This window comes from Kosakonia sp. CCTCC M2018092, assembly GCF_003864115.1.
GTDB classification, from domain to species: Bacteria; Pseudomonadota; Gammaproteobacteria; order Enterobacterales; family Enterobacteriaceae; genus Kosakonia; species Kosakonia cowanii.
The window spans coordinates 1169744-1185894 of record NZ_CP034225.1; the positions used below are offsets into that span (position 1 = coordinate 1169744).

The 16151-nt window shown below is 57.3% G+C and carries 17 protein-coding genes; 12 read left to right on the forward strand and 5 right to left on the reverse strand.

The features are described 5' to 3' along the window. Positions 1 to 7: 7 nt before the first annotated feature. Positions 8 to 1342, reverse strand: coding sequence for an ATP-dependent RNA helicase SrmB (gene srmB, locus EH164_RS05530; protein WP_023481243.1), 1335 nt, complete (start codon positions 1340 to 1342; stop codon positions 8 to 10). A 130-nt stretch (positions 1343 to 1472) separates the two neighbouring features. Between srmB and EH164_RS05535 the strand changes: the two genes are divergently transcribed. Beyond that, positions 1473 to 2210 (forward strand): tRNA1(Val) (adenine(37)-N6)-methyltransferase, encoded by a 738-nt coding sequence (locus EH164_RS05535; RefSeq protein WP_124967565.1) that lies wholly within the window; start codon positions 1473 to 1475, stop codon positions 2208 to 2210. Here the strand turns inward: EH164_RS05535 and nadB are convergent. Beyond that, on the reverse strand, positions 2195 to 3814 hold the full coding sequence (nadB, locus tag EH164_RS05540; RefSeq protein WP_124967566.1) for an L-aspartate oxidase: 1620 nt from the start codon (positions 3812 to 3814) through the stop codon (positions 2195 to 2197). The genes EH164_RS05535 and nadB overlap by 16 nt on opposite strands. 417 nt (positions 3815 to 4231) lie before the next feature. Between nadB and rpoE the strand changes: the two genes are divergently transcribed. The 11 genes from rpoE (at position 4232) to acpS (ending at position 13544) form a co-directional block, all read left to right on the forward strand. After that, the gene (gene rpoE, locus EH164_RS05545; protein WP_023481263.1) at positions 4232 to 4807 is read left to right on the forward strand and encodes an RNA polymerase sigma factor RpoE; all 576 of its coding nucleotides are present in this window, start codon (positions 4232 to 4234) and stop codon (positions 4805 to 4807) included. A 31-nt stretch (positions 4808 to 4838) separates the two neighbouring features. Beyond that, complete coding sequence (gene rseA / locus EH164_RS05550; RefSeq protein ID WP_094421613.1) at positions 4839 to 5489, forward strand: anti-sigma-E factor RseA; 651 nt, start codon at positions 4839 to 4841, stop codon at positions 5487 to 5489. Further along, positions 5489 to 6442, forward strand: coding sequence for a sigma-E factor regulatory protein RseB (gene rseB / locus EH164_RS05555; RefSeq protein WP_124967567.1), 954 nt, complete (start codon positions 5489 to 5491; stop codon positions 6440 to 6442). The genes rseA and rseB overlap by 1 nt, the downstream gene beginning before the upstream one ends. Continuing rightward, complete coding sequence (gene rseC / locus EH164_RS05560; protein WP_023481219.1) at positions 6439 to 6918, forward strand: SoxR-reducing system protein RseC; 480 nt, start codon at positions 6439 to 6441, stop codon at positions 6916 to 6918. Before rseB ends, rseC begins: the two co-directional genes overlap by 4 nt. Positions 6919 to 7062: 144 nt before the next feature. Then, positions 7063 to 8862: a translation elongation factor 4 gene (gene lepA / locus EH164_RS05565; RefSeq protein WP_124967568.1), complete on the forward strand. Its 1800-nt coding sequence runs from the start codon at positions 7063 to 7065 to the stop codon at positions 8860 to 8862. Between the two features lie 15 nt (positions 8863 to 8877). After that, complete coding sequence (lepB, locus tag EH164_RS05570) at positions 8878 to 9852, forward strand: signal peptidase I (RefSeq protein WP_023481224.1); 975 nt, start codon at positions 8878 to 8880, stop codon at positions 9850 to 9852. 208 nt (positions 9853 to 10060) lie between these two features. Continuing rightward, positions 10061 to 10741 carry a ribonuclease III gene (rnc, locus tag EH164_RS05575; RefSeq protein ID WP_023481207.1) on the forward strand — a complete coding sequence of 227 codons (681 nt, stop codon included), beginning with the start codon at positions 10061 to 10063 and terminating at the stop codon, positions 10739 to 10741. After that, positions 10738 to 11649 (forward strand): GTPase Era, encoded by a 912-nt coding sequence (gene era / locus EH164_RS05580; RefSeq protein WP_054804444.1) that lies wholly within the window; start codon positions 10738 to 10740, stop codon positions 11647 to 11649. The genes rnc and era overlap by 4 nt, the downstream gene beginning before the upstream one ends. Before the next feature lie 10 nt (positions 11650 to 11659). Further along, on the forward strand, positions 11660 to 12367 hold the full coding sequence (gene recO, locus EH164_RS05585; protein ID WP_023481189.1) for a DNA repair protein RecO: 708 nt from the start codon (positions 11660 to 11662) through the stop codon (positions 12365 to 12367). Between the two features lie 65 nt (positions 12368 to 12432). Then, a complete protein-coding gene (gene pdxJ / locus EH164_RS05590) occupies positions 12433 to 13164 on the forward strand; it encodes a pyridoxine 5'-phosphate synthase (RefSeq protein ID WP_124967569.1) in 732 nt (243 codons plus the stop codon). Further along, the gene (acpS, locus tag EH164_RS05595) at positions 13164 to 13544 is read left to right on the forward strand and encodes a holo-ACP synthase (protein WP_124967570.1); all 381 of its coding nucleotides are present in this window, start codon (positions 13164 to 13166) and stop codon (positions 13542 to 13544) included. The genes pdxJ and acpS overlap by 1 nt, the downstream gene beginning before the upstream one ends. On the opposite strand, the gene EH164_RS05600 is transcribed toward acpS, so the two are convergent. The 3 genes from EH164_RS05600 to EH164_RS05610 form a co-directional block, all read right to left on the reverse strand. Continuing rightward, complete coding sequence (locus tag EH164_RS05600; protein ID WP_023481171.1) at positions 13541 to 13801, reverse strand: YfhL family 4Fe-4S dicluster ferredoxin; 261 nt, start codon at positions 13799 to 13801, stop codon at positions 13541 to 13543. The genes acpS and EH164_RS05600 overlap by 4 nt on opposite strands. A 56-nt stretch (positions 13802 to 13857) precedes the next feature. Further along, the gene (locus EH164_RS05605; protein ID WP_023481181.1) at positions 13858 to 14706 is read right to left on the reverse strand and encodes a MurR/RpiR family transcriptional regulator; all 849 of its coding nucleotides are present in this window, start codon (positions 14704 to 14706) and stop codon (positions 13858 to 13860) included. Between the two features lie 135 nt (positions 14707 to 14841). After that, the gene (locus tag EH164_RS05610; RefSeq protein WP_124967571.1) at positions 14842 to 16098 is read right to left on the reverse strand and encodes an MFS transporter; all 1257 of its coding nucleotides are present in this window, start codon (positions 16096 to 16098) and stop codon (positions 14842 to 14844) included. Positions 16099 to 16151: the final 53 nt, after the last annotated feature.

Here is a 16151-nt window from a genome sequence, read left to right on the forward strand (position 1 = left end):
CGTTTTTTTACTCTTCACTCTTCTGCTGTTCGCTGCCCGCCGTACTTGGCTTGCGGCGCTTACCAATATTCTTGGTATCGCGATGGCGCTGCTTAACGCGCGGCTTATCTTTATCTTTCTCTTTTTTCTTCTCTTCGCGCTTCGCTAAGGCTTTTTTCGACGGCTTACCGTTCAGCTTTTCACTTGGCGGACGGCTTGTCGGGCGCAGCTCATCAATGACGCGCGCTTTCAGCGGCTCTTCAACGTAACGGCCCACTTTGCCCAGCAGCAGGTGATCGTGCGCTTCAACCAGTGAAATGGCGATGCCCTTACGCCCGGCGCGACCGGTACGGCCGATACGGTGCAGGTAAGTATCACCGCTGCGCGGCATATCGAAGTTAATCACGTGGCTGACATCGGGAATATCAATCCCGCGCGCGGCAACGTCGGTTGCGACCAGAACATTGACACGGCCTTCGGTCAGGCGCTTGATCGCTTCGTTACGCTTGATCTGTACCATCTCGCCTTCGAGATAGCAGTTGTTAATGCCCGCTTCGCGCAGCCAGGTCGCCAGCTCATGCACACGCTCGCGCTTACGTACAAAGACGATGGTGCGGGTGGCGTCCGGCTGTTTCAGCAGGTGCACCAGCAGCGCGGTTTTGTGCTGCACATCATCGGCACGGTAGTACCACTGATGAATTTTTTTACGCTCGCGGGTCGATGGTGTGGCAGAGACCTCAACCGGCTCTTCCAGCAGGCGCTCGGCAAAATCTTTGATCGCGTCGCCTTCCAGCGTGGCGGAGAAGAGCATCGTCTGCTTGCGCCAGCGCGTTTCAGCCGCAATGGTCTCGATATCCTGTGCGAAGCCCATATCCAGCATGCGGTCCGCTTCGTCAAGAATCAGTGTCTCGACCGCGCGGCAGTCAAAGTTCTCTTCTTTTATATACTGCAACAGGCGGCCGGTTGTCGCGACCACGATATCCTGGTTTTCGCTGAACACTTCGGCGTGGTTCATATACGCCACACCGCCGGTAATGGTGGCGATATCAAGATGGGTGTTTGCCGCCAGTTCACGCGCGTGGTCGGCAACCTGCATCGCCAGCTCACGGGTTGGCGTCAGGATCAGGATACGCGGCGGGCCGGATTTCTTACGCGGAAAGTCCAGAAGGTGTTGCAACGCCGGCAGCAAAAAGGCTGCGGTTTTACCTGTCCCGGTGGGCGCAGAACCGAGGACATCACGCCCTTCAAGCGCAGGCGGAATGACAGCGGCCTGGATAGCGGTTGGGCGTGTAAAGCCTTTATTCTGGAGCGCGTCCAGAAGGCTGTCGTCAAGTTCGAGTTCGGAAAAAGTCGTTACAGTCATGTTCTACCTCTGTGTGGGGCGCTGATTATAGACGTTACGGCTGCAATCTTCATCTGTTGTCTGCTTATCGCTTTTCTGACGCTACGCTTTCCCCTATGCTACAGCGGTTTTCCGTTTTGAGGTTGTAAAGATGTCTCAGCCAAAGGCTCAGCTTCGCCGCGATGGCTTCACGTTTAAATCTTTTTTCGTCGCGCATGACCGCTGTGCCATGAAAGTTGGTACCGATGGTGTGATGTTAGGCGCCTGGGCACCGGTCTCCCGCGCCCGTCATATTCTCGATATTGGTAGCGGCAGCGGCTTACTGGCGCTAATGCTGGCGCAGCGTACCGCAGACGATGTAACCCTTGATGCAGTTGAGCTTGATGAGCAGGCGGCAGGGCAGGCGCAGGAGAATGTGCAGGCTTCTGTGTGGGCCGATCGCATTCGCGTCCACTGCGCTGATATTCTCGCCTGGAGCCAGCAGAACACCGCGCGTTTTGATCTTATCGTCAGCAATCCGCCCTATTTTGAAGAGGGCGTTAAGTGCGCCACGCCTGAGCGCGACCGCGCGCGTTACACCACCACCCTCGATCACCAGACGCTGCTGGAGATCGCCGCGACGCTTATCACCGAAGAGGGTTTTTTCTGCGTGGTGTTGCCGGTGGAGACCTGCGAGGGCTTTAGCGAGAAAGCGCGACAGCTCGGCTGGCATTTGCGTCTGCGCACCGATGTTGCGGAAACGGAAGGGCGCCTGCCGCACCGCGTGCTGCTGGCCTTCTCGCCGCGACAGGGCGAACTCTTTGCCGACAGGCTGCTGATCCGCGGCGCGGATCAGCGCTATTCAGAAAGCTATAGTGCGCTGACCCAGGCCTTCTATCTCTTTATGTAACTTTGCGGTGAGAGCACCGTCGGCCCGGATTCCGGCAACTGATGCGGGTAATCCAGCGTGTAGTGCAGGCCGCGGCTCTCTTTGCGCATCATTGCGCAGCGCACAATCAGCTCCGCCACCTGCACCAGGTTGCGCACTTCAAGCAGGTTATTCGACACGCGGAAGTGCGCGTAATACTCGTCGATCTCCTGCTGTAGCAAGTTAATGCGGCGCAACGCCCGCTCAAGGCGTTTGGTGGTCCGCACAATCCCGACGTAATCCCACATAAATAGCCGCAGCTCATGCCAGTTATGTTGCAGGATCACCCGCTCATCGGCATCGTCGACGCGGCTCTCATCCCACGCCGGTAACGCAGGCACGCGTTCGACGTCTGGCATACGGTGCGCAATATCTTCAGCGGCCGACCAGCCATAGACCAGACACTCCAGCAGTGAGTTAGAGGCCATGCGATTAGCGCCATGCAGGCCGCTGTAGCTCACTTCGCCGACCGCATAGAGACCATCCACATCGGTACGGCCGCAATCGTCAATCATCACTCCGCCACAGGTGTAGTGTGCCGCAGGCACAATCGGCACCGGCTCTTTGGTCAGATCGATGCCGAGGCCAAGCAGTTTCTCGTAAATCATCGGAAAGTGGTGGCGCACAAACTCAGGCGGTTTGTGGCTGATATCCAGGTACATGCATTCTACGCCGAGACGTTTCATTTCATGGTCGATGGCGCGCGCCACCACATCGCGCGGAGCAAGCTCGCCGCGCGGGTCGAAGTCCGGCATAAAGCGTGTGCCGTCCGGGCGTTTCAGGTGCGCGCCTTCGCCGCGCAATGCTTCCGTCAGCAGGAAATTGCGCGCCTGCGGGTGAAACAGCGCGGTGGGGTGAAACTGGTTAAACTCCAGATTCGCTACCCGACAACCCGCGCGCCAGGCCATGGCGATACCATCGCCGGAAGCGATATCGGGGTTGGTGGTGTACTGATAAACCTTCGATGCGCCGCCGGTGGCCAGCACCACCGCTTTTGCGCGACAGGTTTCAACCTGCTCTTTATTGCGATTCCACACCCATGCACCCACCACCCGGCGCGCACCGGGCAGGCCAATTTTGTCAGAGATAATCAGGTCAACCGCATTGGTGCGCTCGAGCAGGCGAATATTCGGATGACTCATCGCCTGACTCACCAGCGTGTTCTCCACCGCTTTGCCGGTGGCATCAGCAGCATGAAGAATCCGGCGATGGCTGTGCCCACCTTCGCGGGTGAGGTGATAGCTGGCATCGCCGCTTTCACTCAGCTCCGTATCAAACATCACGCCCTGGTCGATAAGCCACTGTACGCAGTGACGCGCATGGCTGGCGACAAACTCCGCCGCGTGGCGATCGACAATGCCGGCACCGGCAATCAGGGTATCTTCGACATGGGAGGCGATGCTGTCAGTTTTATCAAACACCGCCGCAATACCGCCCTGCGCGTAGAGTGTTGACCCTTCGCTGACCGGCCCTTTGCTTAAAACGATAACGGAGTGATTAGCCGCCAGACGTAACGCAACGGAAAGGCCCGCCGCACCGCTACCAATAACCAGCACATCACAGGAGAGTTCAGGAGTTGTTTGCATAGTGTGTTTAATTTACTAAACAAGTGTTGCCCGAGAATAGCACCACCCGCGCAGCAAATGCACATTTTTTTATTTTGTGTATTAAGCACTAAACATGACGGGCGCTGGTGGCTGAAGAGAGAGGATAAAAACTAAGAAAAGGATGTTTGTTTACTAAGGTGTATTAAGGATGAAAAAAAAGCATTAGTGCGGTAATCTCTGGCGATCTTAAGGTCTTTTCTTTGAGAACAGGGTGCATGTGGTCGGCAGACTTATAATGAGTGATAACGAAAGTTCTGCGTAACTCTGCACAAAAACAAAGGCGTGACGGAACTTTCTTACTGGTCTGCTCTCTAATTGGCTGCTTGCTCATAATGCAGTTTTGGAGTGGCGTTCTGGCTACGCGTGGAAATGGGTTTTGGGGAGACTTTACCTCGGATGAGCGAGCAGTTAACGGATCAGATTCTTGTTGAAAGGGTCCAGAAGGGAGATCAGAAAGCCTTTAACTTACTGGTGGTGCGCTACCAGCATAAAGTGGCTAGCCTGGTCTCTCGTTATGTCCCTTCAGGCGATGTGCCTGACGTAACACAAGAGTCCTTTATTAAAGCCTATCGCGCGCTTGATTCTTTCAGGGGTGATAGCGCTTTTTATACCTGGCTCTACCGTATTGCTGTAAATACAGCGAAAAATTACCTGGTTGCTCAGGGGCGCAGGCCGCCATCCAGCGATGTGGATGCGAATGAAGCGGAAAACTTCGAAAGCGGCGGTGCGCTGAAAGAAATTTCGAACCCTGAGAACTTAATGTTGTCAGAAGAACTGCGACAAATCGTTTTCCGCACTATTGAGTCTCTCCCTGAAGATTTACGTATGGCAATTACGTTACGGGAGCTGGATGGCCTAAGCTATGAAGAGATAGCGGTCATCATGGATTGCCCGGTGGGTACAGTTCGTTCTCGTATCTTCCGTGCGCGGGAAGCCATTGATAATAAAGTTCAACCGCTTATCAGGCGTTGACGATAGCGGGATACTGGAAAAGGTATTAGGCATGCAGAAAGAAAAACTTTCCGCTTTAATGGATGGTGAGACCCTGGATAACGAACTGCTCAGTGAGCTGTCCCGTGATCCAGAAATGCAGCGAACCTGGGAGAGTTACCACCTCATCCGTGATTCGATGCGTGGTGATACTGCCGACCTGCTGCATTTCGATATCTCCGATCGGGTTATGGCCGCGATTGAGAGTGACGCCGTGCAGCCTGCGACGCCGCTTATCCCTGAAGCGCAGCCGGCACCGCAGCAATGGCAGAAGATGCCGTTCTGGCACAAAGTGCGTCCGTGGGCGAGCCAGCTCACCCAGATGGGCGTTGCGGCATGCGTATCGTTAGCTGTCATTGTTGGCGTTCAGCACTATAATGGCCAGGCTGAATCCACCCAGCAACCCGAAGCGCCAGTGTTTAACACACTGCCGATGATGGGCAAAGCCAGCCCGGTGAGCCTGGGTGTTCCGGCTGATGCGACGGCAAGTGCCGGTCAGCAGCAGCAGGTTCAGGAACAGCGTCGCCGCATCAATGCGATGCTGCAGGATTACGAACTGCAACGCCGTCTGCACGCTGAACAGCTTCAGTTTGAACAGGCGCAGACTCAGCAGGCCGCTGTCCAGGTGCCAGGAAATCAAACCTTAGGAACGCAATCGCAGTAATGAAGCAACTTTGGTGTGCCCTCTCTTTTGTGGCTGCTGGTCTACTTTGCTCAACTAACGCCTCGGCTGATGTTTCATCCGGGGCGTTGTTACAGCAGATGAATGTAGCGAGCCAGTCCCTCAATTACGAACTCTCCTTTATCAGCATCAACAAACAGGGTGTCGAATCGCTGCGCTATCGTCATGCGCGCCTCGACAACCAGGCGCTTGCGCAGCTGCTGCAGATGGATGGCCCGCGCCGCGAAGTGGTGCAGCGTGGCAATGAGATCAGCTACTTCGAACCGGGCCTTGAGCCGTTCACGCTCAACGGTAACTACATCGTCGATTCGCTGCCGTCACTGGTCTATACCGACTTCAAACGTCTCTCGCCGTACTACGACTTTATCTCTGTCGGGCGCACGCGCATTGCCGACAGGCTGTGTGAAGTGATCCGCGTCGTGGCGCGCGACGGTACGCGCTACAGCTACATTGTGTGGATGGATGAAGAGAGCCGGCTGCCAATGCGCGTCGATCTGCTCGATCGCGATGGCGAAACCCTTGAGCAGTTCCGCGTGATTGCGTTTAACGTCAATCCTCAGGTAAGCGACAGCATGCAAACGCTGGCGAAAGCGAGCCTGCCGCCGCTGCTTTCGGTGCCGACGGGCGACAAAGTGAACTTTAACTGGGTGCCGTCATGGCTGCCGCAGGGCTTCACCGAAGTTGCCAGTAGCCGCCGTCAGCTGCCGACCGTCGATGTGCCCGTCGAATCACGCCTCTACTCCGATGGATTGTTCAGCTTCTCGGTTAACATCAACCGTGCAAATCAGAACAGCAGCGACCAGATGCTGCGCACCGGTCGACGCACTGTCAGCACAACCGTGCGTGACAACGCCGAAATTACTATCGTGGGCGAGTTGCCGCCGCAAACGGCAAAACGCATTGCGGATAACGTCAAATTCAGGGCCGCACAATGATCAAAGAGTGGGCAACCGTCGTCTCATGGCAGCATGGTCAGGCGCTGGTCGAATGTGACGTGAAAGCCTCCTGCAGCAGCTGCGCCTCGCGCGCTGGCTGCGGCAGCCGCGTACTCAACAAGCTTGGCCCGCAAACTACGCACACCATCGCCGTACCCTGCGCTGAGCCGCTGGAGCCGGGGCAGAAAGTGGAACTGGGCATTGCGGAGAGCAGCCTGCTTGGCTCCGCGGTGCTGGTCTACATGACGCCGCTGCTTGGCCTGTTTGTGATGGGTGCGCTGTTCCAGACGCTGTTCGGTAACGATATGGCGGCGTTTAGCGGCGCTGTGCTGGGCGGAATCGGCGGTTTTCTGCTGGCGCGCGGTCTCTCGCCGAAGCTTGCCACCCGTAGCGAATGGCAGCCAATAATCCTTAGCGTCGGCCTGCCGCCGAACCTTATCCGCGTCGATGACGCATCCGCCGAAAGCCGTCCCTGATCCTGCCTGTTACCGCTTACAAAGTGTGGGCGGTTTGAGCATTTCCCCGCGTTGTGGTTGTAGTGTAGAATGCGGCGTTTCAGTACATTGACGTCAGGCGCGAACAGGCCTCTTAGTTACTCGTAAGGCATAAAATCTCACTCTATGAAGAATATTCGTAACTTTTCGATCATCGCTCACATCGACCACGGTAAATCGACGCTGTCTGACCGTATTATTCAGATTTGCGGTGGTCTCTCCGATCGCGAAATGGCAGCCCAGGTGCTGGACTCCATGGATCTCGAGCGCGAACGCGGCATTACCATTAAAGCCCAGAGCGTGACGCTGGATTACAAAGCCACCGATGGCGAAACCTATCAGCTGAACTTTATCGACACCCCGGGCCACGTTGACTTCTCCTACGAAGTTTCCCGCTCGCTGGCCGCCTGTGAAGGTGCGCTGCTGGTGGTTGATGCAGGCCAGGGCGTGGAAGCGCAGACGCTGGCAAACTGCTACACCGCGATGGAGATGGATCTGGAAGTGGTGCCGGTCTTGAACAAAATCGACCTGCCGGCGGCCGATCCTGAGCGCGTAGCGGAAGAGATTGAGGATATCGTCGGCATCGACGCTACCGATGCGGTGCGCTGCTCGGCGAAAACCGGCGTTGGCGTACCGGATGTTCTTGAGCGCCTGGTGCGCGACATTCCGCCGCCGGAAGGCGATCCTGATGCCCCGCTGCAGGCGCTGATCATCGACTCCTGGTTCGATAACTACCTCGGCGTCGTCTCGCTGGTGCGTATAAAGAACGGCACCATGCGCAAAGGCGACAAAATCAAAGTGATGAGCACCGGCCAGGTCTATAACGCTGACCGTCTCGGCATCTTCACGCCGAAGCAGATCGACCGTACCGAACTGAAGTGCGGCGAAGTGGGCTGGTTAGTCTGCGCCATCAAAGACATTCTCGGCGCGCCGGTAGGGGATACCCTGACCGCTGCCCGCAACCCGGCAGACAAAGCGCTGCCCGGCTTTAAAAAGGTGAAACCGCAGGTTTACGCCGGTCTCTTCCCGGTCAGCTCCGACGACTACGAGAACTTCCGTGACGCCCTCGGCAAGCTGAGCCTTAACGATGCCTCCCTGTTCTACGAACCGGAAAGCTCCACCGCGCTCGGCTTCGGTTTCCGCTGCGGCTTCCTCGGCCTACTGCATATGGAGATCATCCAGGAGCGTCTGGAGCGTGAATACGATCTCGACCTCATCACCACGGCACCAACCGTAGTGTATGAAGTGCAGACCACCAACAAAGAGGTGATCTACGTCGACAGCCCTTCCAAGCTGCCGCCGCTGAATAACATCGAAGAGCTGCGTGAGCCGATCGCCGAGTGTCATATGCTGCTGCCGCAGGAGTTCCTCGGTAACGTCATTACCCTCTGCATCGAGAAACGCGGTGTGCAGACCAACATGGTTTACCACGGTAAACAGGTGGCGCTGACCTACGAAATCCCGATGGCAGAAGTGGTGCTCGACTTCTTCGACCGCCTGAAGTCCACCTCGCGCGGCTACGCCTCGCTGGATTACAACTTCAAACGCTTCCAGGCCTCCAACATGGTGCGCGTTGACGTGCTGATCAACGGCGATCGCGTCGATGCGCTGGCGCTGATCACCCACAACGATAACGCGCCGTACCGCGGTCGTGAGCTGGTTGAGAAGTTGAAAGAGCTGATCCCGCGCCAGCAGTTTGATATCGCGATTCAGGCGGCGATTGGCAACCACATTATTGCCCGCTCAACCGTGAAACAGCTGCGTAAAAACGTTCTGGCGAAGTGCTACGGCGGCGACGTCAGCCGTAAGAAGAAGCTGTTGCAGAAACAGAAAGACGGTAAGAAACGCATGAAGCAGGTTGGTAACGTTGAGCTGCCGCAGGAAGCGTTCCTCGCCATTCTCCATGTTGGCAAAGAGAGCAAATAACCTAAAGGAGTTGGCATGGCGAACATGTTTGCCCTGATCCTCGTGATCGCGACGCTGGTGACGGGTTTTTTATGGTGCCTGGATAAATTTATTTTTGCACCGAAACGCCGGGAGCGTCAGGCCGCTGCGCAGGCAGCGACGGGCGATGCGCTTGATGCGAAGACGCTGAAAAAAGTTGGCCCGAAACCGGGCTGGCTGGAGACGGGGGCTTCAGTTTTCCCGGTGCTGGCGATCGTGCTGGTGGTGCGTTCATTTATCTATGAACCCTTCCAGATCCCGTCAGGCTCGATGATGCCAACGCTTCTGATCGGCGATTTTATTCTGGTGGAGAAGTTTGCCTACGGCATTAAAGATCCTATCTACCAGAAAACGCTGATCGAAACCGGTCATCCGAAACGTGGCGACATCGCGGTGTTTAAGTATCCGGACGATCCGCGCCTCGATTACATCAAGCGCGTAGTCGGCCTGCCGGGCGATAAAGTGAGCTACGATCCGGTGACAAAACAGGTTACCGTGCAGCCCAATTGCAGTTCCGGTCAGGCATGCGGTAACGCGCTGCCTGTCACCTACAGCAATGTGGAAGAGAGCGATTTTGTGCAGACCTTTGGCCGTCGTAACGGCGGCGAAGCGAGCAGCGGCTTCTTCCAGATGGCGAAAGGGCAGAGCATGGCAGACGGCGTGCGTCTCACCGAGCGTAAAGAGACGCTGGGCGACGTCACGCACCGTATTCTCAACGTGCCTATCGCGCAGGATCAGCTCGGTATTTACTACCGTCAGCAGAACCAGCCGCTGGCCACCTGGATTGTGCCGCCGGGTCACTACTTCATGATGGGTGACAACCGCGATAACAGCGCAGACAGCCGCTACTGGGGCTTTGTGCCGGAAGCGAATCTGGTTGGACGTGCAACGGCAATCTGGATGAGTTTCGAAAAACAGGAAGGTGAATGGCCGACAGGCGTGCGCCTGAATCGTATCGGCGGAATTCATTGATTCAGCGGGGCGTAATTATTCTTGTTGCGCCCCGAATTATTTCCAGGATTATTCCCTTCTTACTAACGACATCCCTCCTCGTTGCGTATAGAATATTCCCCCGAAGTTTAAGGCTGGCCCTTCGGGTGCCACAGCACACGAAACCGCGTTGGTTCTTCAGGTCGGTTTCGTGTGCTGCATTGTTGACGCATTTATTTATTGGTAACGCATGAACCCCATCGTAATTAATCGGCTTCAGCGGAAGCTGGGCTACACTTTTCAACATCACGATCTGTTGCAGCAGGCTTTAACTCACCGCAGCGCCAGTAGCAAACATAACGAGCGTCTCGAATTTCTCGGCGACTCGATTTTAAGTTTTGTGATCGCCAATGCCCTCTATCACCGTTTTCCACGCGTGGATGAAGGGGATATGAGCCGCATGCGCGCCACGCTGGTACGCGGCAATACGCTGGCAGAAATCGCCCGCGAATTTGAGTTGGGCGAGTGCCTGCGCCTTGGGCCGGGTGAGTTGAAAAGCGGCGGCTTTCGCCGTGAATCGATTTTAGCGGATACCGTAGAGGCATTGATCGGCGGGGTGTTCCTGGATAGCGACATCCAGACCGTTGAGCGATTGATCCTCAGCTGGTATCAGACGCGTCTCGACGAAATCAGTCCAGGCGATAAACAAAAAGATCCGAAAACGCGCCTGCAGGAGTTCTTGCAGGGTCGCCATCTGCCGCTGCCCTCCTATCTGGTGGTGCAGGTGCGGGGCGAAGCGCACGATCAGGAATTTACTATCCACTGCCAGGTCAGCGGCCTGAGCGAACCGGTGGTTGGCACGGGTTCCAGCCGTCGTAAGGCGGAGCAGGCTGCCGCCGAACAGGCGCTGAAAAAACTGGAGTTGGAATGAGCACTGAAACTGAAAACACCTATTGCGGCTTTATCGCCATCGTTGGACGTCCCAACGTCGGCAAATCCACACTGCTGAACAAGCTGCTCGGGCAGAAGATCTCGATCACCTCCCGTAAAGCACAAACCACGCGCCACCGTATCGTCGGCATCCATACCGAAGGGGCTTATCAGGCGGTCTACGTCGATACCCCGGGTCTGCATATGGAAGAGAAGCGCGCGATCAACCGCCTGATGAACAAAGCGGCCAGTAGCTCTATCGGCGACGTTGAGCTGGTGATCTTCGTGGTTGAAGGCACCCGCTGGACGGCGGATGACGAAATGGTGCTGAACAAGCTGCGTGACGCCCGTGCACCGGTGATCCTTGCGGTGAACAAAGTGGACAACGTGCAGGAGAAGGCGGATCTGCTGCCGCACCTGCAGTTCCTGGCAAGCCAGATGAACTTCCTCGACATCGTGCCGCTCTCTGCGGAAACCGGCATGAACGTTGACACCATCGCCAGCGTCGTTCGTAAACATCTGCCAGAAGCGATTCACCACTTCCCGGAAGATTACGTCACTGACCGCTCGCAGCGCTTTATGGCCTCTGAAATCATCCGTGAAAAGCTGATGCGTTTCCTTGGCGCAGAGCTGCCGTACTCGGTCACCGTCGAGATCGAACGCTTTATTACCAACGAGCGCGGCGGGTATGACATCAACGGCCTGATCCTCGTTGAGCGCGAAGGGCAGAAGAAGATGGTGATTGGCAACAAAGGCGCCAAAATCAAAACCATCGGCATCGAAGCCCGTAAAGATATGGAAGAGATGTTTGAAGCCAAAGTTCACCTTGAACTGTGGGTCAAAGTGAAATCGGGCTGGGCCGATGACGAGCGCGCGCTGCGCAGTCTCGGTTATGTCGACGATCTCTGAGTAACACCGGATGGAGGGATGGCAGCGTGCCTTCGTTCTTCATAGCCGTCCCTGGAGCGAAACCAGCTTAATGCTGGACGTCTTCACGGAAGAGTCCGGTCGTGTGCGCCTGGTTGCCAAAGGCGCACGCTCTAAACGTTCCAACCTCAAAGGCGCTTTGCAGCCCTTTACCCCTCTGCTGGTGCGCTTTGGTGGGCGCGGTGAAGTCAAAACCCTGCGCAGTGCCGAAGCGGTCTCGCTGGCGCTGCCGTTAAGCGGCATCACCCTCTACAGCGGTCTCTACGTCAATGAACTCATCTCCCGTGTGCTGGAGCATGAGACGCGTTTCTCCGAACTCTTTTTTGATTATCTGCACTGTATCCAGGCGCTGGCCGGCGTCAGTGGCTCACCAGAGCCGGTGCTGCGCCGCTTTGAACTGGCGCTGCTTGGCCATCTCGGTTACGGCGTCGATTTTCTGCACTGTGCTGGCAGCGGCGAGGCGGTGGAAGATGGCATGACCTATCGCTACCGCGAAGAGAAGGGCTTTATCGCCAGCGTCGTGGTCGACAACACCACCTTCACCGGGCGACACTTACGCGCGCTCTCCGAGCGGGAGTTTCCGGACAGCGACACGCTGCGCGCCGCAAAGCGCTTTACCCGCATCGCCCTGAAGCCGTATCTTGGAGGCAAGCCGCTCAAAAGCCGGGAGTTATTCCGGCAGTTTGTGCCTAAGCGCTAGCGGCAGGATCACAGACCAGGCGGGGCGAAGACCGCGCCGGAAATTTTGCGAAACTGAGGATTGTCATGGCTGAATTACTGTTGGGCGTAAACATCGATCACATTGCCACTCTGCGCAACGCGCGCGGCACCGCTTACCCGGATCCGGTGCAGGCGGCGTTTATTGCCGAGCAGGCGGGTGCCGATGGGATTACCGTCCATCTGCGTGAAGATCGTCGCCATATTACCGACAGAGATGTGCGTATCCTGCGCCAGACGCTGCACACGCGCATGAACCTTGAAATGGCTGTTACCGACGAGATGCTGGCGATTGCCTGCGAAACGAAGCCGCACTTCTGCTGCCTGGTGCCGGAAAAACGCCAGGAAGTGACCACCGAAGGCGGGCTGGACGTGGCCGGTCAGCGCGACAAAATGCGCGATGCCTGCCAGCGCCTGGCACAAGCGGGTATTCTGGTGTCACTGTTTATCGATGCCGATAACGCGCAGATTCAAGCCGCGGCGGAAGTGGGCGCACCCTGGATCGAAATCCACACCGGCTGTTATGCCGATGCTGAAAACGAAGCCGCGCAGGCGAAAGAGCTGGAGCGCATCGCCAACGCCGCGACCTATGCCGCCAGCCTCGGGCTGAAAGTGAACGCCGGTCACGGTCTGACTTACCACAACGTTAAAGCGATCGCCGCGCTGCCAGAGATGCACGAGCTGAATATTGGGCACGCAATTATTGGCCGTGCGGTAATGAGCGGCCTGAAAGAGGCAGTGGCAGAGATGAAACGTTTGATGCTGGAAGCGCGCGCATAATGGCTATCTTAGGACTGGGCACCGATATCGTTGAGATGGCACGCATTGAAGCCGTGGTTGCCCGCAGCGGCGACCGGCTGGCGAAGCGCGTGCTCAGCCCTAATGAATGGGCGCTCTACGAGAGGCATCAGCAGCCGGTGCGCTTTCTCGCCAAACGCTTTGCGGTGAAAGAGGCGGCGGCAAAGGCACTCGGCACCGGCATTCGCAACGGCCTGGCGTTCAATCAGTTCGAAGTCTTTAACGATGAGCTGGGGAAACCGAGCCTGCGCCTGTGGGGTGAAGCCGAAAGGCTGGCTGAGCGGATGGGCGTGCGGTCAATGCACGTCACGCTGGCAGATGAGCGCCACTACGCTTGTGCGACGGTGATTATCGAGAGTTAGATTTTGTCAGAGTGGTGCAGCAGCACAAATTTATCCCACAGCTGCTCTTCACTCTCTTGATGTGCCGGATCTTTCAGGATGGTATTGGGGATCGGGCACACTTTCTGGCAGGTTGGCGTTTCGTAATGGCCCACGCACTCGGTGCAGCGGTCGCTGTTAATCTCATAAATGCTCTCGCCGAGCGAGATCGCCTCATTCGGGCACTCCGGCTCGCACATATCGCAGTTGATGCATTTTTTGGTAATTAACAGCGCCATCAGGAAATTCTCAGAAACAACACAAACAGGGCGGGCATTATACGATGATTGCCTGCTCAAACCAGTTTTTTTACCAGCTCCTCGCTGTGGCGAATACGCTCTGGCGCATGCTCCAGATCCTGCTGAACCAGCGCCATAAAGAGCAGATCCGTCAGCATCATCTGGGCGCTGGTGGAGGAGATGGCCGCGCTGCGCGTCGCCTGCTCTTCCGCAATGGTATAGAGCGAGTGGGTAGCGCGTTGTTGCAGCGCATTGGGGGTAAAACCGGTGATCGCGAGGATCTTTGCTCCGACGCGTAACGCTTCGTCAGCCGCCAGATTGATCTCGCGGCGTTCGCCAGAGTAGGAGACCGGCAGTAGCAGATCGCCCGGCTCCAGCGCCTGCACCGCCGCCAGCAGCGCGTGCATATCCTGTTCAACAATGGCATTCAGGCCAATCTTCATCAGCTTCCAGCCAAAATTGCGCGCCACCAGGCCCGATGCGCCGATACCGGTCAGCACGATGCGCCGCGATTCACGCAGCAGGCGCACGCTCTCCAGCAGCTTCTCTTCGCTGTTCACATCCAGCGAGGCATGCATCGCGCTCTGGTACTCTTTAATCAGCTTCTCGCCGACCACGCGCAGGGCGTCATCGCCACGAATTTTATTATGCACCGGTACGGAGTAGGGGTTGGGGTTGCTGGCCAGCGCTTCGCTGATCGCCAGCTTCATTGCCGGGAAGCCTTTGAACTCCATCTTCTGCGCGAATTTCACCACGCTCGACTGGCTGACACCCGCTTCCGCCGCCAGCTGCTGCGAGCTTAAATGGCGGGCGCGGTCAGGGTTTTCGAGCAGAAATTCCGCCAGCTTTTTATCACTCTGCGCAAGGCCGGGATAGCGCTGGCGAATGCGGATCAAACAGTTCATACGATCTCCGGGGTGTTCACGTAATTCACTGCCTGGTGCATTACGCGGATGAATTAACTATTCCATCCATGGGCGGTGATTATGAATTAAAAATTCTGGCAGCACAAAGTTTCTCCGCGTAGCGTTTGATAGCGATCAACTGGGGAGGCCAGACCCGCTCGCTTTCACCTGTGGCGCGCTCTCAAGACGGCGGATCGCCGGTACCAGACCCGCGCCGATACAGGCGAGGATCACCACCAGCGCCGAGGCGGTTAACACCGTTTCGCTGCCAAAATGCATCGCCAGCGGCCCGGCGGCCAGTTCGCCCACCGGAATAGCGATAAACGATCCCATCGCATCCCAGGCGTAGACCCGCGCCAGCTTCTCCGCCGGAATGTGCGTTTGCAGCGACTGCGCCCACGCCACGCCGAAAAGGCCGAAGACGATGCCGGCGCAAAAGAATGCCGCCATCAGCCAGTGTGCCGGAGCCGCCTGGCCGAGCAGCCAGGTGGGCACGGCGCAAAACGCCATCAGCACCACGCCAATAAAGAGATCGCGCTTAGGCCGCCAGCGCAGCGCAAGGAACGAGCCGACAATCAGACCCACGCTCTGCGCGGCGATAATCAGCCCCCACTGGGTTCGCCCAAAAGCGCTGTCGGCAATCACCGGGCCGAGCACCATCACGATGCCGCTGAAAGCGGCGTTAATCAGGGTGAACTGCACCACCACCGACCAGACCCAGGGACGGCTGGCGAACTCTTTCCAGCCGTCGCGCAGATCCTGCAGGATATTGCTGGTCGCCTCTGCGGCTTTAATAGTACCGACGCGAATGGCGTAATAGAGCGGTGCCGAGGCGGCAAAGCCGAGCGCATCAATGGCCAGCCCCCAGCCGGGGCCGACTGCGCTGGTCAGGATACCGCCGAGCGAGGCGCCGATGACCGTCCCGCTGTAAATCCCAAGTTGCAGCAGCGCATTCGCTTCGCGGCGCAGGTGAACAGGCACGGTTTGCGGCACCAGCGCCGAGGAGGCGGGTAGGGCAATGCCCGCCGCCGCACCATTAAGCGTGCCAAGCAGGGCGAGCAACATGACGCTGGCTGAGTCATCAAGCACCAGCCAGGCGACCGCACCCTGCGAAAGAGCGGCGACAAGAGAAGAGAGCACCATCACGCGGCTGCGGGAGTAGCGATCCGCCAGCACGCCGCCAATCAACAAAAAAGCGACGTTAAACAGCGAGCGTGCCGCCACCACCAGGCCGAGATCGGCCGCCGAACCACCAATATCGAGCACCGCGAAAGCCAGCGCAATCGGCGCGATGCCGTTGCCCAGCACGGTAAGCAGGCGGGCAGAAAAGAGGTAGCGAAAGGCAGCGATCTGCAAGGCGCGGCGCGGCGTTGTGCGGGGGGCTGGAGTCATTGTCACCTGTATTAAGTAGGGGGAGAAAAGGCGTGTCGCGTATTATTGCAGGT